The sequence below is a fragment of the Arthrobacter sp. C9C5 genome, from assembly GCF_013359735.1.
GTDB lineage: Bacteria > Actinomycetota > Actinomycetes > Actinomycetales > Micrococcaceae > Arthrobacter.
Genome location: NZ_JABFMX010000016.1, coordinates 77,323 through 97,258 on the forward strand (window position 1 = coordinate 77,323; position 19,936 = coordinate 97,258).

A 19,936-nucleotide genomic window follows, 5' to 3' on the forward strand; every position below is an offset into this window, starting at 1 on the left:
AGGATCTGGGCTATTATTGGTAGCTGGCCGTGCTGCGCCTTCCGGCGCCGGGCAGCCATCCCACTCATACCTGGCAGCTGGCAAAATCCAGTTGCGCGAACAAAGGTCCAATTATGCAGTCTGATATCCACCCGAAGTACGAAGCTGTTGTTTTCAACGACCTGGCTTCCGGCGTCAAGTTCCTGACCAAGTCCACCGTGTCTTCCTCGAAGACCATCGAGTGGGAAGACGGAAACACCTACCCGGTCATCGACGTCGAAATCTCCTCCGAGTCCCACCCGTTCTACACGGGCAAGCAGCGCATCATGGACTCTGCAGGCCGCGTCGAGCGCTTCAACGCTCGCTTCAAGGGCTTCGGCGGCAAGAAGTAACTTTCTTCACCCCAAGGTCTTTTGGAAAAGCCCGCACCGGCAACGGTGCGGGCTTTTTGCGTCCCGGCCGCTTTGCGTACCTGCACCCTGGCCGCGTGGCAGGATTAAGGGTATGACTTCCTTCCCTTCGCCCGCAGTGTCCGCCACCGAGGACGACGGCGGCCGCCGCCACGGCGAGTACAAGGTTCCCGGCGGCAAACTGGTGGTGGTCGACCTCGACGTCGTCGACGGCGTCCTGGCTCACGTCTCGATCAGCGGGGACTTCTTCCTGGAACCCGACGAGGCGCTCCTGGAGATCAACCGCAGCCTCACCGGCCTGCCCGAGGATGCCAGCGCGGCCGACCTTGCCGCGGCGGTCACGGCCGCGCTGCCCGAGGACGCTGTGCTCTTCGGTTTCTCCGCCGAGGCGGTCGCCATCACGGTCCGCCGGGCCCTGGCCAAGGCCACCGGCTGGGCCGACCACCACTGGAACATCATCGGCCCGTCCGTGCTGCCCACCCACGTGAACGTGGCCCTCGACGAGGTTCTCACCGAGGAGGTCGGCGCCGGCCGCCGCAACCCGACGCTGCGCTTCTGGGACTGGGAGGAACCGTCCGTGGTGATCGGCAGCTTCCAATCCGTCCGCAACGAGGTCCATCCCGACGGCGTGAGTCGGCACGGCATCAGCGTGGTCCGCCGGATCAGCGGCGGCGGAGCCATGTTCATGGAGGCCGGCAACTGCATCACGTACTCGCTCTACCTGCCGCAGACGCTCGTGGACGGCATCAGCTTCGCCGACTCCTACGGTTTCCTGGACGCGTGGGTCATGGCGGCCCTGGAAAAGGTGGGCATCAGCGCGTTCTATGTGCCGCTGAACGACATCGCGACCGACCAGGGCAAGATCGGCGGCGCCGCGCAGAAGCGTCTCGCCAACGGCGGGATGCTGCATCACGTCACGATGAGCTACGACATCGACGCCGACAAAATGGTCGAGGTGCTCCGGATCGGCAAGGAAAAACTCTCGGACAAGGGCACCACGAGCGCCAAGAAACGCGTTGACCCGCTGCGCCGGCAGACCGGACTGGCCCGCGCCGAGATTGTCGCCGCCATGATGGAGGTCTTCACCGAACGTTACGCGGCGACGCCGGCGGAACTCACCGAGGCCGAACTTGACGCTGCCCGGCAGCGGGTCGAGACCAAGTTCGGCACCACGGAGTGGCTGCACCGGGTCCCGTAGCCGCCGCGCTGCGCGGCTACCTAGCCCGCGGCTTGCGCGGTGAGTGCCCGCAGCAACTGGCTGCGCTGTTCGATGATGATCCGGCGCAGCGCCCGCGGCGCCTCCTGATGCTCGGCCAGCCACTTATCCGTCCGGACGATCACCGGGTGGCCCTCCGGCGTCCCGTCCTGCCCGCCGCCCCGTGTTAGGTCCTGGGTGAGGTCTTGGCCGGCCGGGTAGAGGCCGCGGACGATCCGGCTGGCGATCTCGATGCTGCGGCCCGCCCAGACCCGCTCGAGGCACTCGAAGTAGGGCTCGACGTAACCGGCCAGCAGGCCGCCCGGCGCGGTGTTGAAGCCTGCGATGGTGGCACTGAGCAGCTGGTTGGACAGCGCGGTGCCGTGCACGGCGGCGTCCCAGGCGGCATCCTTGACCGATGGCTCAGGCCGGGCCGCAAGGGCGGTGGCGTGCCCGGACTTGCCCGAGGCGGTGTTGTCGCGGGCCAGTTCTGCGTCCAGCTGCGCGGGGTCCGCCTGGCCGTTGGCCGCGAGGGCGTGCCAGAGGTTCCAGCGGAGCTCCGCATCGACGGCGAGGCCCTCGATGACGGTGCTGCCGTCCAGCAGGCCCTTGATCAGGTCCAGCCGTCCGGCGTCGAAGCGGCTCGTGGCGGCTAGCGTGCGCGCCCAGGCCAGCTGGTGGTCGGAGCCGGGCGCTGCCTTCGCCAGTTCGGCGGCGGCCACGCCCAGGAAGCCGCTGCGGACGGCGCCCCGCCCGGCCGCGGGAACGTAGCGTTCGATCGCCGTTCCGGCGTTGCCGAGGACATTCAGGAGCACGCCGATGCCGGTCTCGGCGGGGCCGAAGCGCTGCACTGCCTCCACGTAGCGGGCCGCCGGCGTAACGGCGTCCCGGGCGGAATCCCACAACGCGGTCCAGCACAGTGCCCGCGCCATCGGATCGCCGATCGTCCCCAGGGAACTGCGCACGGTGGCCTCGGAGTGCGGATCCAGCCGGACCTTGGCGTAGCTGAGGTCCTCGTCGTTGACCAGCAGCAGCGCCGGGCGCGACTTGCCGGCGAGCTGGCCCACCAGGGTGCGTTCGCCGTCGACGTCGGTCTCCACGCTGTCGGTGCGGACCAGGGCGCCGGCCGCATCGGGGTTGTAGAGGCCGATCCGCAGCCGGTGCGGCCGCGGCTCCTGCCGGCCGGTGATCGGGTCCACCGCGTGCTGGTGCAGGGACACGGTGGCCAGGATGCCGTCGTGCTCTTCGATCTCGGTGGTGAGGGTCGAAATGCCGGACGTCTGCAGCCACTGCCGGGCCCACGTGGCGAGGTCGCGGCCGGACGCGGCGCTGAGCGCGGCCAGCAGGTCCTCCAGTGTGGTGTTGCCGTAGGCGTGGTCGCGGAAGTACTGGCGCGAGCCGGCGATGAACGCCTCGAAGCCCACGTAGGCGACCAGCTGCTTGAGCACCGAGGCGCCCTTGGCGTAGGTGATGCCGTCGAAGTTCTGCTTGGCGGCCTCGAGGTCCGGGATGTCCGCGACGATCGGGTGCGTGGTGGGCAGCTGGTCCTGGACGTAGGCCCAGGCCTTGCGGTTGTTGGCGAAGTTCACCCAGGCGGTCTCCCAGTCCGTGGTGCGGTCCACGCCGAGGGTCCCCATGTAGTCCGCGAAGGATTCCTTGAGCCACAGATCGTCCCACCACTGCATCGTGACAAGGTCGCCGAACCACATGTGCGCCATTTCGTGCAGCAGGGTGTTGGCCCGGCCCTGGTACTGCGAGTCGGCCGCCCGGGAGGTGAAGACGTAGCTTTCCGTGAACGTTACGAGGCCGGGGTTCTCCATGGCGCCCAGGTTGTACTCGGGCACGAAGGCCTGCTCGTACTTACCCCAGGGGTACGGGTAGTCGAAGAGTTCGTTGAAGAAGTCCAGGCCGTTCTTGGTCAGCCGGAACAGTTCCGCCGCGTCGAAGGACGGCGCCATCGAGGCCCGGCAGTAGAGGGCCAGCGGCACGTCCAGCGCGGTGCCGTCCGCGAGGGTCCCGTGCCAGGCGTCCTCGGCCTTGAAGTAGGGGCCGGCGAGCACCGTGGTGATGTAGGTGGACATCGGCTTGGTGGGGGCGAAGTCCCAGCGGCTTGTCGCCGGGTCACTGGTCAGCTGGGTGCGGAGGGTTTCGACGCCGTTGGAGGACACCTGCCACTCGGACGGGGCCATCACGTGGAAGGTGAACTCGGCCTTGAGGTCGGGCTGCTCGAAGTTCGCGAACACGCGCCGCGCGTCGGCTGGCTCGTACTGGGTGTAGAGGTAGCACTGGCCGTCGGCGGGATCGAAGAAGCGGTGCATTCCCTCGCCGGAGGTGCTGAACAGGGCAGTGCCGGTGACCGTGACCTGGTTTTCGGCCTGCAGATTGTCCAGCCGGATCCTCGAGCCGTCCACCACGTCCGCCACCGGCAAGCCCTTGCCGTTGAGGAAGACGCTGTGCACGTTGCTGCTAATGAAGTCCAGGAAGGTGGAGGAGCCGGGCTCGCTGGCGGAGAAGTTGATGACGCTGCGGCTGGTATAGCCCGCGACCTTGGGGTCCGCCGCCTGCCGGACGTCGAGGGACACGTCGTAGCTGTGGGTGGTGATCAGGGCTGAGCGGGTTGCCGCTTCGTCACGGCGCAGGTTCTGGTTCGACACTCCGCTATCTAATCACGAGCGGTGCCGCGGCACAGCCGGCATCAGCGGTCGGTATCAGCGCCCGGGGATGAGGACGACGGCGGCGGCCAGGCCCAGCGCGGCGATCAGCAGCCACGAGGCCAGGGCCGCCAGCAGGGCACGGGTTCCGGTGCGCAGCAGGTGCCGCACCCGGACGGCCGAACCAAGGCCGAACAGCGCCATGCCCAGCAGCACGTCCTGCAGCACGGCGGCCGTCCCGAGCACCGCGGGGGAGAGCCAGCCGGTGGACCGCAGGGCCGCCATGGCGATGAACCCCACCACGAAGAGCGGCACGACCGGCGGGAGCTTCCCGCCGTCGTCGGACCCGATCCGGTGGTGGATGCCCGCCGCGGCGACCATGGGGGCGAGCAGCAGTACCCGGGTGAGTTTGACGATGACGGCGACGGCGAGCGCCGAGGCCCCGGCGGTCTGCGCGGTGGCGACCACCTGCCCGACGTCGTGCACCGAAGCGCCGGCCCAGGCCCCGAAAGCTTCCGGGCCCAGCCCCAGCGGGCCGATCAGGAGCGGCAGGACGCCGATGGCGAGCGTGCCGCAGAGCGTGACCAGTGCGATCGGGAGCACGGTGTCAGCCTGCCGGATGCGGCGCACCGCGGCCATCGCGCCGATCGCGGAGGCGCCGCAGATGGCGAACCCTGTCGCGATCAGCAGCGACACCGGCGGCGGCAGCCGGAAGAGCCGGCCAATGCCGTAGGTGCCGGCGAAGGCCGCCAGCACCACCCCGGTGATCAGCAGCAGCGAAGGCCAGCCCAGGCCCAGGACATCCACCACGCTGACCTTGAGCCCCAGCACCACGATGCCGCTGCGCATGAGGTGCTTCCCGGCGAAGTCCAGCCCGGGCCGGCCGGATCCGGCGCTCCAGTCGGACACGCCGGGCAGGTTCGCGGCCAGCAGCCCCAGCACCACCGCCACCGTCATGGCCGGCAGCGCGGGCAGGGCCAGGTGGACGGCGAGGGCTGTGATGACGGCGGCAGCGCAGGCGAGCAGGCCCGGCAGCAACGGCTTCAGCCGGCCCGGGCGCCGCTGCAGGAAGGCGGGACGGATAAGTGGCACGCACCCAACCATGCCGTAACCTCCGGGCAAACATCGAAGCGCAACACGGAACCGCTGCAAACCCGGACGGGCGTGTGAGCCGCAACACGCCCCACGGGATGCGCCGAAATGATTTCGTAACGAAAAGATGGTTGGCTAGTGGGCATGTCTGACCTTTTCCAGGATTACTCCGAGGCCGCCGGCCGCAGCGGCGCCTACGACGAGATGTTTACGCCGGACCAGCAGGCCCGGCGCTCCTACGGGCAGGTGGCCGGGGCGCTTCAGGAGCTCTCGCTGGCCGACGTCACCGCCCGCGCCGACTCGATGGCTCGGACCTTCCTGGACCGCGGCGTCACCTTCGACTTTGCGGGGGAGGAGCGGCCGTTCCCGCTGGACATCGTGCCCCGGGTTATCCCGGCCGACGAGTGGTCCGTCCTGGAACGCGGGGTGGCCCAGCGCGTCCGGGCCCTCGAAGCCTTCCTCAACGACGTGTACGACAAAATGACGGTCGTCGCCGACGGCGTCATCCCGCGGCAGCTCGTCACCACCAGCGCCCACTTCCACCGCCAGGTCCACGGTTTCGAACCGGCTGGCGGCGTGCGCGTACACATTTCCGGTATCGACGTCGTCCGCGACGCGGCCGGAACGTTCCGCGTCCTGGAAGACAACGTGCGCGTCCCGTCCGGAGTCAGCTACGTCCTGGAGAACCGCCGCGCCATGGCCAAGGGCCTGCCGGAGGCGTTCGGCCAGCAGCTGATCCGCCCGGTGGAGGAATACCCGCGCCGGCTGCTGTCCGCACTGCGCAAGACTGCGCCGTCCGGCGTTGACGATCCGACCGTCGTGGTCCTGACCCCCGGCGTGTTCAACAGTGCCTACTTCGAGCACACCCTGTTGGCCGGCCTGATGGGCGTCGAGCTCGTCGAGGGCCGGGACCTGATCTGCCGCGGCAACCGGGTCTACATGCGCACCACCGCCGGCGAACAGCGGGTGGACGTGATCTACAAGCGGATCGACGACGAGTTCCTGGACCCGCTGCAGTTCCGCTCCGACTCGATGCTCGGCTGCCCCGGGCTGGTCAACGCCGCCCGCGCCGGCGGCGTCACGATCGCCAATGCGGTGGGCAACGGCGTCGCGGACGACAAGCTGGTCTACAGCTACGTGCCGGACCTGATCCGGTACTACCTCAGCGAAGAACCCGTGATCGCCAACGTGGATACCTTCCGGCTCGAGGAGAAGGAAGCCCGCGAACACGTGCTGGACCGGCTCGACGAGCTGGTGGTCAAGCCGGTCGACGGTTCGGGCGGCAAGGGCCTCGTCATCGGCCCCGACGCGTCCAGGGACGAGCTCGAGGCCCTGCGCAAGCGCATCATCGCCGACCCGCGCGGCTGGATCGCGCAGCCGGTGCTGCAGCTCTCCACCGTGCCCACGCTCAGCGGCGACAAGTTCGGTCCGCGGCACGTGGACCTGCGCCCCTTCGCGGTGAACGACGGCGACGACGTCTGGGTCCTGCCCGGCGGCCTCACCCGGGTGGCGCTCAAGGAGGGGTCCCTGATCGTGAACTCCAGCCAGGGCGGCGGTTCCAAGGACACCTGGGTGCTGGCGGACTCCCCGCAGGTCCCGGTCGAGGTCATCCCGCGGCCTGCCATCGCGGTCCGCGAGCGGGTCTCGGTCTGGCCGGTGGAGAGCAACTGGCGTGACAGCCAGAAAGAACAGCAACAGCAGCAGATGTCCGACGCGCAGGAGGTAGCCGAGAATGCTTAGCCGTATTGCCGAGTCACTGTTTTGGATCGGCCGCTATGTGGAACGCGCGGACGGCACCGCCCGGATCCTGGACGTCCACCTCGAACGGCTGAATCACCTGCCGATGGAGGAACAGCGCAGCGTCGCGCAGGAACTCCTCGCCGTCATGGGCGCCCGGCCGCAGTCCGAGGACTTCGGCCTGGACGAGCTGCTGCACGCCCTGGCCTACGACAAGCACAGCGCCACCTCGATCGCCGGTTCACTGGGTGCCGCTCGTGAGAACGCCCGGCGCGCCCGGGAAACCGTGTCCTCGGGTCTCTGGGAGAGCCTGAACACCACCTACTACGGGCTGAACCAGCACCGCAAGGATGTGGTGGGAACCTACCGCTTCTGCAACTGGGTGCTGGAACGCACCGCGATGGTCAGCGGCCTTGCGGATACCACGGTCAGCCACGACGAAAGCTGGCTGTTCCTGGTCCTGGGACGCTCGCTGGAGCGGGCCGACATGACCGCGCGCATGCTCTCGACCCGGGATGTGCTCTCGGCCGGGATGTCCTGGGTGAACATGCTTCGCTGCGCCGGCGCGTACGAATCCTTTTTGCGGACCCGCCGGGCCGCCTTCGGCGATCAGCACGCGGCCGAGTTCCTGCTGCTGGACCGGCTTTTCCCGCGGTCCATTGTCTACGCCCTGCGCGACGCCGACGATTGCCTCGCCAAGCTGGACCCCTCGGCGCAGCGCGTCGGTTTCATCAATGACGCCCGCCGGATCGTGGGCCAGGCCCGGACCTTCCTTGAGTTCCACCGCACCGACGACCTGATGTCCGAGCTGCCGGAGCACATGGAGCGCGTGCAGAAGGCCGTGTCGCAGGCCTCGGACGCCATTTCCCGTAAGTACTTCAATCAGGCAGACGAACTGGCCTGGGTGGGAGAAGTTTCATGACCCGGCTCAGCATCACCCACAAGACCGCGTACAAGTACAACAAGCGTGTCACGCTCTCTTACAACGAAGCCCGGATGACGCCGCTGACGGACCCGCAGCAGGTGGTGCTGGAGTCCTCGATGAAGGTTTCGCCGTCGCAGGCGGCGCTTAGCAGCTACCGCGACTACTGGGGCACCCGCGTGACGGCCTTCGACATGCAGATGCCGCACGACCACCTCGAGGTCCTCTCCACCACCACGGTGGAGGTCCACCGCGTCGAGCGGATCCCGGCCGAGGCGGACATCGTCGGCTGGGACGTGCTGTCCTCGCCCGAGACGCTCAACCAGTTCAGCGACTGGATACCGCAGTCGCAGCTGACAGGCCCCGGCGCCGAGGTGCTGGCGATCGTCCCCGGCGTCGTCGAAGGGCGCAACCCGCACGAGGCTGCCATGGCCGTCTTCGAATGGATGCGCGGCGAGATGAGCTACATGAAGGGCTCCACCGGCGTCACCACGAACGCCGAGGAGGCCTGGACCCAGCGCCAGGGCGTCTGCCAGGACCTCGCCCATCTGGCCATCGGGGCACTGCGCAGCTGCGGGATCCCGGCCCGGTACGTCTCCGGCTACCTGCACCCGCGTGCGACGGCGGATCTCGGCGAGACGGTCGCCGGGCAGTCGCATGCCTGGCTGGAGTGGTGGGACGGGGAATGGCGCAGCTGGGATCCGACCAACCACAAGCCGGCCGGGGACTTCCATGTGACGGTGGCGCGCGGCCGCGACTACCGCGACGTGCCGCCGCTGAAGGGCATTCTGTCCGGCGGCGGAGGGTCTGCCTTGTCAGTGACGGTGGAGATCACCCGGCTGGCCTGAACGGTCCCAACCCTATCCGTGGATGGGCTTGTTCCTACTCGAAGCCGGAGCGGGTGGCGTCGTCCAGCGGCGTCCACCATGTCAGCGGCGGCACAATCTTGAAACGCCGGCCGGTGATCGAATCCGGGGTGATGCGGACGAAGTGGTCCTTCTTGCCGGCCTGCCATGGGAACAGCAGCAGACCCACCGTGTCCAGGATCTCCTCCTGATTCTTCACCGCGGCGGCCTGGCCCTTGATGACCACGCTCCAGGCGATGCCTCTGTCCGCATCGACGCCGTCGGCCTCCACCGCAACCGCTGTGTCGCCCGTAGCGGCCTGCAGCTTCGTCCCCTCCGCGGTGCGGAAAACGAGAGTGCCGTGGTCCACCTTGTAGTTGATCGGGAAGATGTCCGGATGGTCGTCCACCCACACGGCCATCCGGCCCACGGTCACGCTGCGCAGCAGCCTCCAGCACTCGTGGTTGTCCAGGTTTTCGACTTCATGGGGCTGGCCTGCGGCCGGTTTCGGATCGGTGCTCATGGCGCCGAGCCTACGTGAGGCGGTGACGATCGGGCTAGGGCATAACGGCCCGGCGGCGTAATAATCCCCGGGCTTTTAGGGTCCGATCGGAAGGTATCGGGGTATTCTGGCAACACGTCATCGGCGCGGATGTACGTCGTGAGGATTGGGGCAAATGTAGATGCATTCACCTGATAACAGCCCGGAAGTCTTCAGTTCCGGCAACCCCCGGATCGAGGACCTGCTCAAGGACTTCGTCTCCCGCGCCGGAGAGCTGCTCCAGTCCCAGGAGCGCATGGCGGGCCTGCTCGAAGCCGTCGTCGCCGTAGCCGAGGATCTCAGCCTGGACGCCGTCCTGGAACGCGTGGTGCAGTCCGCTTGCGGCCTCCTGCACGCCCGCTACGGCGCCCTCGGCGTCATCGGCGATGACCACGCCCTGAGCCACTTCATCACCGTCGGAATTGACGGCGAACTCGCCCAACAGATCGGACCGTTGCCCACCGGGCACGGGGTGCTGGGCCTGCTGATCAGCGATCCCCGGCCGCTGCGGCTGCACGACCTGCGCAAACATCCGGAGGCTTACGGATTCCCGGAGCACCACCCGCCCATGCAGTCCTTCCTCGGCGTGCCGGTCCGGGTCCGGGACACCGTGTTCGGCAACCTCTACCTGACGGAGAAGGAAGGCGGCGGAGACTTCACCGCTGAGGACGAGGCGCTTGCGGTCGCGCTGGCCGCCGCCGCCGGCGTCGCGATCGAAAACGCCAAACTGTACGACGACTCCCGCCGGCGTGCTCGCTGGCTGGAAGCGTGCATGGATGTGTCCGGGCTGATGCTCGGCAGCGACCGCGACTATTCCTCGGGCGGCCTCGATCCGATCGCGGCACGGGCGCTGCTGGAGTCAGAATCGGCGCTGGCGCTGATTGTGGCGCCCGCCGTTTCCGGGCCCGGCTACATCGTGGCGGGGGCCGCGGGGGAGGGGGCCAAGGACTTCTCCGGCACGTCGCTCTGCCTCGACTCGCCCGAGCTGCAGGATGTGCTCTCCGGCGGCGAGCCGGTCATGTTCGACCACGCGGCCGGGGTGCTCGACGGGATCGACGGCGGCGGCCTGGGGCCGCTGCTCGCGGTGGCCCTCAGCACGCAGGGCGCCCACCACGGCCTGCTGCTGCTGGCCCGCAAACCGGAGTCGCTGCGCTACGCCCGCACCGACGTCGAGATGGGCGCCGTTTTCGGCTCGCACGTGGCCCTCGCCCTTGAGCTCGCCCGCGTGCACCGGCTCCGCGAGGAACTGCTGGTGTTCACGGACCGGGACCGGATCGCCCGGGACCTGCACGATCTCGTGATCCAGCGGCTGTTCGCCGCCGGCCTGAGCGTGCAGAGCCTGACGCGCTTCACCAAGGACGAACTCGCGACGGAGCGGATCCGCAATATCACCGGCGAACTGGACGAAGCGATCCGCAGCCTGCGCGACACGATTTACTCGCTCAAGAGCAGCAGCGGCGAAACGGAACTCCTCAGCGGCAGGATCCGTCGGGTGACCCGAAGCTCCGCCAAGTCCATGCCCTTCACGCCCCGACTGACGCTGACCGGTCCGGTGGACGCCGTCACGCCGGACAAGGCGGACAACGTCGTGGCCGTGGTCTCCGAAGGACTGAGCAATGCCATCCGGCATTCCGGTGCGGACGCCATCTCGGTGTCCGTCGCCGTCATCAAGGGCCAGGTCACGGTGGTCATCACGGACAACGGCTCCGGCTTCAATGACAGCCTGGAGCGAAACGGCCTGGCTAATCTGGAGGACCGGGCGCGGATGCTGGACGGCCAGTGCACCATCACGACGGCGCCGGACGCCGGAACCAGCGTCGAATGGTCCGTCCCGCTCTAGCCGGCGTTGACGTGGCGTTGACCCTGGCGGCGGCTGTCGGAGGCGCCCTCAACGGCTGCTGTGTTGCCGGCCGGCCTCGGCCGCCGTGCCGGTGGCGGGCGTTCCCGCGCCGGCCGGGCTGGCGATGAAGACCGCCGCCTGGGTGCGGCGCTCGAAGCCCAGCTTGGCCAGCAGGGATGAGACGTAGTTCTTGACGGTCTTTTCGGCCAGGAACATCTCCGCCGCGATCTGGCGGTTCGTGAGCCCTCCGCCGACCAGCTCCAGCACCCTGCGTTCCTGGGGCGTGAGGGACGCGGTCCGGGGATCAACCTCTTCGGTTTCCACCAGGCTTTCGACGATCCCGGCGGCCACACCGTCCTCGAAGATGGATTCGCCCGCGGCGGCGCGGCGCAGGGCGCCGATCAGGTCGGTTCCGCCGATCTCCTTCAGGACGTAGCCTGAGGCTCCGGCGAGGACGGCGCCGCGCAGGGCCTGTTCGTCGTCGAAACTGGTGAGGATGATGCAGTTCAGCGAGGGATCGATCGAACGCACGTCCCGGCAGACCTCGATACCGGTGCCGTCGGGCAGCCGGGCATCCAGGACGCAAACGTCCGGGTGCAAGGCAGGAATCCGCCGCGTGGCCTCGACTGCTGACCCCGAGCTGCCCACCACCAGAAACCCCTCGCCTTCCAGGAGTTCCTGGAGTCCCCGGCGAACCAGCTCATGGTCGTCGAGGATGAACACACGGATCACGGCCGGATGGCCTTCGGTTGCAGTGAGACCGGCATCTGCCCAAGCAATCATGTTTCTCCCGTCCGGGCGCTGTCGCTGCCACCGGTCCCACGGAGCTCCCCAGCTCGCGTTGCAGGTCCGTGGCAGACCGCGTCCGTCCAACTTGTGCGGGACCCTGCTTGCTGATCCCTGAATTGCGGTGAATTCGTACCTTCCATTGTGGGCTCCAGTCGCTCTCAATGGTCGCGAAGCGGGAATATTTCTTCGCCGCGCACTGCAAGTCTGCGGCCGGCCCGCGCCCCCGGACAAGGGCCGTTCGGCCCACGGCGCCGGGCCTGCCGGGCCGCCGCGGTGACTTTCGGCCCTAGCCTGCGGATCCGCGCGCCGGAATCCTTGGAGCTACGTGCCATGGGGGCACCGCGAAGGGACCAGTCATGAGCGAGGCTACGGGCATCCGGACCATCGTGGTCGGAGTCGACGGATCGGACGCTTCGGTGGAGGCGCTGCGGCAGGCGCAGCGGCTGGCCCTCCCGCTCTCGGCCAACATCGTGGCGCTGGCCTGCTGGGACGTTCCGCCGGTGTACGACGGCTACGTCGCCATGGGAATCAACGATTTCGACGTCCGGGCGGGTGAAATCCTGCAAGAGACCGTGGTGAAGGCCTTCGGCGAAGCCACCCCCGCCAATGTGGAAACACGCCTGGTGCAGGGGCATCCGCGCCGCATGTTGCTGGAAGAGAGCCGGAACGCGGACCTGCTGGTGCTGGGCCGGCGCGGGCACGGCGGTTTCGGAGGCCTGCTGCTCGGCTCGGTGAGCTCCGCCCTCGTGGCGCACGCGCACTGCCCCGTACTGGTGGTGCACACGCCGGAAAAGCGTTAGCCAGGGCTGACGGGGGCCGCCCCGGGCGGCCCGCATCCAGCTGGTCTATTCGAAAGAGGCCCGCCGCGGGTCCGCCAACCGCGTGTGCCAGACATCCGGGTTGTTGACCTTGAAGCGGCGCCCGGTGAGGGCCTTGGGCGCCAGTCGCACGTAGTAGTTCTTTTCACCCGGCTGCCAGGGCTCCAGGAGCAGCTCGTCCACCGCGTCCTTGTCCGCCTGGTCTTCGATCAGCTCGGCTTCGCCGCGGGCGACGACGCTCCACGCCGTCTGCTCGTGGGAGTCGTAACCGTCGATTTCGAAGGCAACCGGTTTGGCCGTAATGGCGCCCCACAGCTTGGTGCCGCCGGCGGTGCGGAACACGATCGAGCGGCGCTGCAGGACGAAATTCACCGGAAATACCTCCGGATGGCCGTCGACGATCAGGGCAATCCGCCCGACCACTTCACTGTCGAGCAGCACCCAGCACTGGTCGATGGACAGCTGGAAATTTGGCGGAGGCGTCGTCGTATTCACAGCTCCACGTTACGGACAGGCCAGGGGCCCCATTAGGGCCATAAGGCCCGTGGCGCCGGGACGGACGGCCTGCTGGTCCACGGCGAAACGGACCCGACAGCCCGGCCCTACCAGGGGCTGGGCTTGTAGTCCTTCAGGAAGACGCCGTACTGGTCCTCGCCGGACTCGCCCATGACGATCGGGTCGTAGACCCGCGCGGCGCCGTCGACGAGATCCAGCGGGGCGTGGAACCCTTCCTCCATCAGCCGGACCTTCGTGTAGTGCGGCCGCTCGTCGGTGATCCAGCCGGTGTCGACGGCGGTCATCAGGATGCCGTCGGAGTCGAGCATTTCCTTGGCGCTGGTCCGCGTCATCATGTTCAGCGCGGCCTTGGCCATGTTGGTGTGCGGGTGCCCCGGTCCCTTGTAGGCGCGGGAGAACTGGCCCTCCATGGCGCTGACGTTCACGATGTACTTCCGCCGCGCGGTGGAGCGCTTCATCGCCCCGCGCAGCCGGCTTACCAGCAGGAACGGGGCGGTCACGTTGCAGAGCTGCACTTCAAGCATCTCCAGCGGATCCACCTCGTCCACCACCTGGGTCCAGCTGTTGATGCTGGCGAGGTCCGGGACCAGGCCGCCGGCGTCGATCGCGGTGCCGGAGGCGATCCGCTCCAGCGAGGCGGAGCCGGTGGACAGCGCCAGCGAGGTGATGGCGTCGCCGGCCAGCACGGGGTGGTCCAAGACCGAGCTGGCCAGGGCCAGCGGGTGCTTGTCATGGGCGTGGCCGAAGGTGACCAGTTCGGGGCCCCCGTTGGCCGCCTGCAGCTCCGCGGGCAGCGCTTCGTCCTCGGCGTCGACCAGCGGCTTGTACGCGTTGCCCGAGCGCCGGACCGTCTGGGCGGCGTTGTTGATGATGATGTCCAGCGGCCCCGCGGCGTCGAGGGAGTCCGTCAGCGCCATGACCTGCGAGGGGTCACGCAGGTCGATGCCCACGATCCGCAGCCGGTGCAGCCAGTCGGCGCTGTCCTCCATCGCGGCGAAGCGCCGGGCGGCGTCCTTCGGGAAGCGCGTGGTGATGGTGGTGTGGGCGCCGTCGCGGAGCAGTCGGAGGGCGATGTACATGCCGATCTTGGCCCGTCCGCCGGTCAGCAGCGCCCGCCGGCCGCTCAGGTCCGTCCGGGCATCGCGCTTGCTGTGGCTGAAGAGGGCGCACTCGGGACAGAGCTGGTGGTAGAACGCATCCACCTGCGTGTAGTGCTGCTTGCAGATGTAGCAGGGCCGGGACCTGATCAGGTGGCCCGCGACCTCGCCGGTGGCCGAGGTCGCCAGCTTGTTGCCGCGGGTCTCGTCGTCGATCCGGTCCGGTGCGGCGGTCGCGGTCTGGGCGATGACGGCACGGTCCGCCTCGGCGATGAGGTCCCGCTTGGTGGTCCGGCGGTGCCGCTTGACCGCTTTGAACATCTTCCCGGTCGCGCGGCGGATCGAAACGTAGTCCGGGTGTTCCTCGTCGTAGACGTGGATGCTGTTCAGCACCTTGAGGCAGGCGGCGATTTCCGCGGCGGTCAACTCGGCGGGGGCCGGTGAATCGCTGGCCGGCACGGGGGGCAGATCGGGAGAGCTCATTGGGCCAATTTTACAGCCTGTAACGCACCCGGCCCGACGCCGGAGATTGCTGGCCCGGAACCGGGGGCGCCGACTGGCGGCCCCGGCTCCGGCCCGCGGCTTAGTACGCCTTGGTGGAGGACTTCCCGGGAGGCTCGACGCCGACGGCGGCGGCGTGCACCTCGCCGACCTTTTCCACGGACTCGCGGCCGGCCGGCCAGTTCTCGGTGGCGGTCTTCACGGCATCCGGCACGAGGTACAGGTTGGCTGCGGAGAGGGAACGTTCGGCGTCGCCGGGCTCGGGAACTTCCTGGCCCTTGGCCAGGACCGTGATGCCGGAGTCGGTGACCTTGAACCCGCGCGCCCGGTCCAGTTCGGGGTCCAGGCCGATCGCGGCACCGGCCGGGATCCGGACGTTCTTATCGACGATAGCGCGCTTGATCACGGCGCCCGCGCCGACCTGCACCTTGTCCATCAGCACCGAGTCGAGCACCCGGCTGGCCGTGCCGACGTAGACGTCATTGGAGAGCACCGAGCCTTCCACGATGCCGCCGGAGATAACGACGCCGCTGGCCACGATCGAGTCCAGGGCCGTGCCCACGGTGCCGCCCTCGCCGCGGACGAACTTCGCCGGCGGCGAGATGCTCTGGCGCGTGTAGATCGGCCATTCCGAGTTGTACAGGTTGAACACCGGCACGGGGGAGATCAGGTCCATGTGGGCGTCGTAGAACGAATCGATGGTGCCGACGTCGCGCCAGTAGGTGCGGTCACGCTCGGTGGAGCCGGGGATGTCGTTGAGGGTGAAGTCGTACACGCCGGCCTCGCCCTGGTCGACGAAGTACGGAATGATGTCCCCGCCCATGTCGTGCTTGGTGTCGAGCCGCTCAGCGTCGACATGCAGCGCCTCGACGAGGGCGTCGGCGTTGAAGACGTAGTTGCCCATAGACGCGAGGAACTGGGTGGGGTCCGCGGCGAGCCCGGGCGTGGAGGACGGCTTCTCCACGAAGGCGGCGATTTTCTCCGGGTTCTCCTGGTCCACCTCGATCACGCCGAACTGGTCGGCCATGTGCAGCGGCTGGCGTACGGCCGCCACCGTCGCCTTCGCGCCGCTGGCGACGTGCTGCGCGACCATCTGCGCGAAATCCATCCGGTACACGTGGTCCGCGCCGACCACGACGACGATGTCGGGGTTGGCGTCGTGGATCAGGTTGAGGGACTGGTAGATGGCGTTGGCGCTGCCCAGGAACCAGCTCTTGCCGACGCGCTGCTGGGCGGGCACGGAGGCGATGTAGTTCCCGAGCTGGGTGGACATGCGCCACGTTTCGGAAATGTGCCGGTCCAGGCTGTGGGATTTGTATTGCGTCAGGACGACAATCTGCAAATACCGGGAATTCACCAGGTTGGAAAGGGCGAAATCAATGAGCCGGTAACTTCCGGCGAACGGAACGGCCGGCTTGGCCCGGTCGGCCGTCAACGGCATCAGCCTATTTCCCTCGCCACCTGCGAGGACAATGGCCAAGACTTTCTTTTGCTGCGGCATGTGATCGCTCCTGAACGCCTTCGTTGCTCCCCAAAAACCGTCCGGTGTGCCCGGACCTCTTCACACTAGAACAGATCAGCCGGAAGGACTACCTTGGGGTTTGTGCGAATAGACATTGTGACCAAGGAATTCCCGCCCGAAATCTATGGGGGCGCCGGCGTCCACGTGGCCGAACTCAGCCGCGTGCTGGCCCAGAGAGTGGATCTGCAGGTGCGCGCCTTCGGTGCCCCGCGCACTCCGGACTACCACGGGGCCACCGTGACGTCCTATGCCGTGCCGGAGGACCTGGCCGGCGCCAACGCCGCCGTGCAGACCCTCGGCGTGGACCTGAGGATCGTCCCGGACATCGCCGGCGCGGACCTCGTGCATTCGCACACCTGGTACGCCAACATGGCCGGGCACATCGCCTCGCTGCTGCACGGCATCCCGCACGTGCTCAGCGCCCACAGCCTGGAGCCGCTGCGGCCCTGGAAGGCCGAACAGCTCGGCGGCGGCTATGCCCTGTCCTCCTGGGTGGAGAAGACCGCCTACGAGTCCGCCGCGGCGATCATCGCCGTGTCCGAAGGGATGCGCCAGGACATCCTGCGCAGCTACCCCGAGGTGGACCCGGCGAAGGTCCGCGTGGTCCACAACGGCATCGACGTCAGCCTCTGGAACCGCGACGAGGACGAGGACGTGGTCCGCGCCCTGGGAATTGACCCGGAGCGGCCGAGCGTCGTCTTCGTGGGACGCAACACCCGCCAGAAGGGCGTCCCGTACCTGCTCCGGGCCGCCGCAAAGCTCCCCGCGGACGTCCAGCTGGTGCTGTGCCTCGGCGCCGCGGACACACCGGAACTCGCCGCGGAGACCGCCCGCCTGATCGAGGAACTGCAGGGCCAGCGCAGCGGCGTGATCCTCGTGGAGCGGATGCTCCCGCGCCGCGAGCTGATCCAGGTCCTCAGCCACGCCACCGCGTTCGCCTGCCCGTCCATCTACGAACCGCTCGGGATCGTGAACCTGGAAGCGATGGCCTGCGGCGCCGCGGTGGTGGCCAGCGCCACCGGCGGTATTCCGGAGGTGGTCCAGCACGGCGAGACCGGCCTCCTGGTGCAGCTCGAACAGGTCACCGACGGCACCGGCACCCCGCTGGATCCGGAGAAGTTCGTCACGGAGTTTGCCGCGGCCCTGACCGAGGTGGTCTCCGACCCGGCGCGCGCCCGCGCGATGGGCCAGGCCGGCCGCCGCCGGGCCGAGGAGCACTTCTCCTGGGAATCCATCACCGAAACCACCCTCGAGGTCTACCGCTCGGTCCTTCCGCAGTAGCGACGCAGCACGACGACGGCGCCGCCCCGGCAAGGGGGCGGCGCCGTCGTCGTGCTCTGCTGTCTAGCTGTGCTGGTATCTAGCCGCGCTGTTTTTTAGCTGCGCGTCTTCCCGGACTTGGCCTTCCCGGACTTGGCCTTCCCCTCGCGCGCCGTGCGGGCCAGCAGGATCTTCTCGTCAACCGGGGCGTGGCCGCTGGCACGCTGCTGGCGGAAGAACTCCCGGGCCTCGTCCTGGCGGGTCTTCTCCGCCCCGGTGGCGATCGCTGCGCGGAGGTGCTCCGGGCCGAAACCGAAGGCATCCACCAGATCCAGGGCATGCGGGCGGATCTTCACGAGCAGCCGGTTGATGTACTCGCCCACGGTGCGGGCGCGCTGCATCGAGAGCCGGCCGTTCATCAGGTACCAGGACAGGTTCTTCTCGATCAGGGACAGCCCGAAGAGGTCGCGCAGCCAGGTCAGGACCGCCTTGGTGCCGGGGTCGGCGACCTTGCCCAGCGCGTCGGTGAAGGCCTCCCACTGCAGCAGCTCGGCGTGCGCCTGGGCCGCCTCGATGAGTTCGTTCTGGTGGCTGTTGAACAGCGCGGCGGCCTGCTGCTGCGGCAGCTTGTTCGCGCCCTTGAGCGCCGAACCGACCTCGGCCACCATGGCCTGGACGCGCTCGGTCAACAGGGCCCGCTGGCCGGCCTCGTCCTTGATCGCACTGGCGGCCTTCTGCACCGAGCCGGAGTCCGCCATGAACTGGGCGACGCCGCGCAGGCCGGTCCGGTGGATGGCGGCGCCGGTCGCCTGCCCGACGACGTAGCGGGCCAGCACGCCGAAGTCCACGTTGCGGAATTCCTTGGCGTAGTCCGCCAGCAGGCGCTTCGCGACCAGCTGCAGCAGCACGGTGTTGTCGCCCTCGAAGGTGGCGTAGACATCGAGGTCGGCGCGCAGCGACGCGAACCGGTTCTCGATCAGGAAGCCGGCGCCGCCGCAGGCTTCGCGGCACTCCTGCAGGGTGTCGAGGGCGTGCCAGGTGCTGAGAGGCTTGAGCGCGGCGGCCAGGGTCTCGAGGTCCTGGCGGTCCTCGTCGGTGTCGTTCCGGCCGGAGAACACGTCGTCGAACTTCTGCAGCAGCTGTTCGCTGGCGAAGCTCGCGGCATAGGTGGTCGCAAGCCGGCTGAACAGCCGGCGCTGGTGCCGCTGGTAGTCCAGCAGGACCTCCTCGTCCGTGGCGGAGGAGGCGTTGAACTGGCGCCGTTCGGAGGCGTACTGGATGGCGGTCTTGAGGGCCAGCTTGGACGCGGTCACGGCGGCGCCATCGAGCGACACCCGGCCCTGGACCAGGGTACCCAGCATCGTGAAGAAGCGGCGGCCGGGGCTGGCAATCGGCGAACTGTAGGTGCCGTCTGCGTCCACGTTGCCGTAACGGTTGAGCAGGTTGGTCCGCGGGATGCGTACCTGGTTGAAGTGCAGCCGGCCGTTGTCGATGCCGTTCAGGCCGCCCTTGACGCCGTCGTCCTCGCCGCCGATGCCGGGAAGGAATTCCTTGGTCTCCGGGTCGCGCAGGTCCATGTAGAACGCGTGCACGCCGTGGTTGACGCCGTTGGTGATCAGCTGCGCGAAGACGACGGCGGCCAGTCCGTCGATGGCCGCGTTGCCGATGTAGTCCTTCCAGGCCGCGCGGAAGGGCGTGTGCACCACGAACTCTTCGGTGGCGGCGTCGTAGCTGGCGGTGGTGGCGATGCTGGCGACGTCCGAGCCGTGTCCGGTCTCGGTCATGGCGAAGCAGCCGGGGATGTCCAGGCTCATGATGCCCGGCAGCCACTTCTTGTGGTGTTCCTCGGTGCCGAGGTGGTTCACCGCGGAGCCGAAGAGGCCCCACTGCACGCCGGCCTTGATTTGCAGCGAGGGGTCGGCGATGACGAGTTCCTGGAAGCCGGCTACGTTGCCGCCGTGTTCGTCCGCGCCGCCGACCTCCGCCGGGAAGGCCCGGTGCACGGCGCCGTTCTCCACCAGGATCTTGAGCTGGCCGAAGACCCGCTGGCGGTGCTCGGTGTGGGTGAGCCCCTCGGTCTTGTGCAGTTCCGGCCGGCCGGCCAGGTCCCGGGCCTGCCGGCGGACCGCGGCCCACTTGCCCAGCAGTTGTTCGCCGAGGGCGGCGACGTCGACGGCGGGGGCTCCGGCAGCGGGGCCCGCGGCGGGGAAGGTCCGGGGCG

General features: G+C 68.4%; 16 protein-coding genes. 8 read left to right on the top strand and 8 right to left on the bottom strand.

Going from position 1 to position 19,936, the window contains the following annotated elements; genetic code table 11:
- The first annotated feature begins 113 nt into the window (after positions 1–113).
- Both HNO80_RS13455 and lplAB read left to right on the top strand, forming a co-directional pair.
- Positions 114–371: a type B 50S ribosomal protein L31 gene (locus HNO80_RS13455; protein WP_056739465.1), complete on the top strand. Its 258-nt coding sequence runs from the start codon at positions 114–116 to the stop codon at positions 369–371.
- A 112-nt stretch (positions 372–483) separates the two neighbouring features.
- On the top strand, positions 484–1,587 hold the full coding sequence (gene lplAB / locus HNO80_RS13460) for a lipoate-protein ligase LplAB (protein WP_175323350.1): 1,104 nt from the start codon (positions 484–486) through the stop codon (positions 1,585–1,587).
- Between the two features lie 20 nt (positions 1,588–1,607).
- Here the strand turns inward: lplAB and pepN are convergent, their stop codons facing one another.
- Both pepN and HNO80_RS13470 read right to left on the bottom strand, forming a co-directional pair.
- Positions 1,608–4,238, bottom strand: coding sequence for an aminopeptidase N (gene pepN, locus HNO80_RS13465; RefSeq protein ID WP_175323351.1), 2,631 nt, complete (start codon positions 4,236–4,238; stop codon positions 1,608–1,610).
- A gap of 54 nt (positions 4,239–4,292) precedes the next feature.
- A complete protein-coding gene (locus HNO80_RS13470) occupies positions 4,293–5,318 on the bottom strand; it encodes a YeiH family protein (protein WP_502707857.1) in 1,026 nt (341 codons plus the stop codon).
- Positions 5,319–5,471: 153 nt separating this feature from the next.
- On the opposite strand from HNO80_RS13470, the gene HNO80_RS13475 reads away from it, so the two are divergent.
- The 3 genes from HNO80_RS13475 to HNO80_RS13485 are packed head-to-tail and all read left to right on the top strand — an operon-like array spanning position 5,472 to position 8,834.
- Entirely contained in the window at positions 5,472–7,067 is a 1,596-nt protein-coding gene (locus HNO80_RS13475) for a circularly permuted type 2 ATP-grasp protein (protein ID WP_175323353.1), read from the top strand.
- On the top strand, positions 7,060–7,986 hold the full coding sequence (locus HNO80_RS13480; RefSeq protein ID WP_175323354.1) for an alpha-E domain-containing protein: 927 nt from the start codon (positions 7,060–7,062) through the stop codon (positions 7,984–7,986). The genes HNO80_RS13475 and HNO80_RS13480 overlap by 8 nt, the downstream gene beginning before the upstream one ends.
- Positions 7,983–8,834 (top strand): transglutaminase family protein, encoded by an 852-nt coding sequence (locus HNO80_RS13485; protein WP_175323355.1) that lies wholly within the window; start codon positions 7,983–7,985, stop codon positions 8,832–8,834. The genes HNO80_RS13480 and HNO80_RS13485 overlap by 4 nt, the downstream gene beginning before the upstream one ends.
- 34 nt (positions 8,835–8,868) lie before the next feature.
- Here the strand turns inward: HNO80_RS13485 and HNO80_RS13490 are convergent, their stop codons facing one another.
- On the bottom strand, positions 8,869–9,354 hold the full coding sequence (locus tag HNO80_RS13490) for a pyridoxamine 5'-phosphate oxidase family protein (RefSeq protein ID WP_175323356.1): 486 nt from the start codon (positions 9,352–9,354) through the stop codon (positions 8,869–8,871).
- Positions 9,355–9,514: 160 nt separating this feature from the next.
- On the opposite strand from HNO80_RS13490, the gene HNO80_RS13495 reads away from it, so the two are divergent.
- On the top strand, positions 9,515–11,212 hold the full coding sequence (locus tag HNO80_RS13495; protein WP_175323357.1) for a GAF domain-containing sensor histidine kinase: 1,698 nt from the start codon (positions 9,515–9,517) through the stop codon (positions 11,210–11,212).
- Positions 11,213–11,260: 48 nt separating this feature from the next.
- Here the strand turns inward: HNO80_RS13495 and HNO80_RS13500 are convergent, their stop codons facing one another.
- On the bottom strand, positions 11,261–11,995 hold the full coding sequence (locus HNO80_RS13500; protein ID WP_175323358.1) for a response regulator: 735 nt from the start codon (positions 11,993–11,995) through the stop codon (positions 11,261–11,263).
- 362 nt (positions 11,996–12,357) lie between these two features.
- Between HNO80_RS13500 and HNO80_RS13505 the strand changes: the two genes are divergently transcribed.
- Positions 12,358–12,801 carry a universal stress protein gene (locus HNO80_RS13505; RefSeq protein ID WP_175323359.1) on the top strand — a complete coding sequence of 148 codons (444 nt, stop codon included), beginning with the start codon at positions 12,358–12,360 and terminating at the stop codon, positions 12,799–12,801.
- A 45-nt stretch (positions 12,802–12,846) separates the two neighbouring features.
- On the opposite strand, the gene HNO80_RS13510 is transcribed toward HNO80_RS13505, so the two are convergent.
- The 3 genes from HNO80_RS13510 to glgC form a co-directional block, all read right to left on the bottom strand.
- Positions 12,847–13,314: a pyridoxamine 5'-phosphate oxidase family protein gene (locus HNO80_RS13510; protein WP_175323360.1), complete on the bottom strand. Its 468-nt coding sequence runs from the start codon at positions 13,312–13,314 to the stop codon at positions 12,847–12,849.
- A 107-nt stretch (positions 13,315–13,421) separates the two neighbouring features.
- Entirely contained in the window at positions 13,422–14,915 is a 1,494-nt protein-coding gene (locus HNO80_RS13515) for an SDR family NAD(P)-dependent oxidoreductase (protein ID WP_175323361.1), read from the bottom strand.
- Between the two features lie 100 nt (positions 14,916–15,015).
- Complete coding sequence (gene glgC / locus HNO80_RS13520; RefSeq protein ID WP_175323362.1) at positions 15,016–16,434, bottom strand: glucose-1-phosphate adenylyltransferase; 1,419 nt, start codon at positions 16,432–16,434, stop codon at positions 15,016–15,018.
- Between the two features lie 102 nt (positions 16,435–16,536).
- Between glgC and glgA the strand changes: the two genes are divergently transcribed.
- Positions 16,537–17,736, top strand: coding sequence for a glycogen synthase (gene glgA / locus HNO80_RS13525; protein WP_349627356.1), 1,200 nt, complete (start codon positions 16,537–16,539; stop codon positions 17,734–17,736).
- A 95-nt stretch (positions 17,737–17,831) separates the two neighbouring features.
- Here glgA and HNO80_RS13530 read toward each other — a convergent pair.
- The coding region (locus HNO80_RS13530; RefSeq protein WP_175323363.1) for an acyl-CoA dehydrogenase family protein at positions 17,832–19,936 on the bottom strand (2,105 nt) is incomplete at its 5' end.

What these genes read in the sequence shown, in the direction of transcription:
- HNO80_RS13455 (WP_056739465.1), top strand. Translation starts at nt 114, where the DNA reads ATGCAGTCTGATATCCACCCGAAGTACGAAGCTGTTGTTTTCAACGAC.
- lplAB (WP_175323350.1), top strand. Translation starts at nt 484, where the DNA reads ATGACTTCCTTCCCTTCGCCCGCAGTGTCCGCCACCGAGGACGACGGC.
- HNO80_RS13475 (WP_175323353.1), top strand. Translation starts at nt 5,472, where the DNA reads ATGTCTGACCTTTTCCAGGATTACTCCGAGGCCGCCGGCCGCAGCGGC.
- HNO80_RS13480 (WP_175323354.1), top strand. Translation starts at nt 7,060, where the DNA reads ATGCTTAGCCGTATTGCCGAGTCACTGTTTTGGATCGGCCGCTATGTG.
- HNO80_RS13485 (WP_175323355.1), top strand. Translation starts at nt 7,983, where the DNA reads ATGACCCGGCTCAGCATCACCCACAAGACCGCGTACAAGTACAACAAG.
- HNO80_RS13490 (WP_175323356.1), bottom strand. Translation starts at nt 9,354, where the DNA reads ATGAGCACCGATCCGAAACCGGCCGCAGGCCAGCCCCATGAAGTCGAA.
- HNO80_RS13495 (WP_175323357.1), top strand. Translation starts at nt 9,515, where the DNA reads ATGCATTCACCTGATAACAGCCCGGAAGTCTTCAGTTCCGGCAACCCC.
- HNO80_RS13500 (WP_175323358.1), bottom strand. Translation starts at nt 11,995, where the DNA reads ATGATTGCTTGGGCAGATGCCGGTCTCACTGCAACCGAAGGCCATCCG.
- HNO80_RS13505 (WP_175323359.1), top strand. Translation starts at nt 12,358, where the DNA reads ATGAGCGAGGCTACGGGCATCCGGACCATCGTGGTCGGAGTCGACGGA.
- HNO80_RS13515 (WP_175323361.1), bottom strand. Translation starts at nt 14,915, where the DNA reads ATGAGCTCTCCCGATCTGCCCCCCGTGCCGGCCAGCGATTCACCGGCC.
- glgC (WP_175323362.1), bottom strand. Translation starts at nt 16,434, where the DNA reads ATGCCGCAGCAAAAGAAAGTCTTGGCCATTGTCCTCGCAGGTGGCGAG.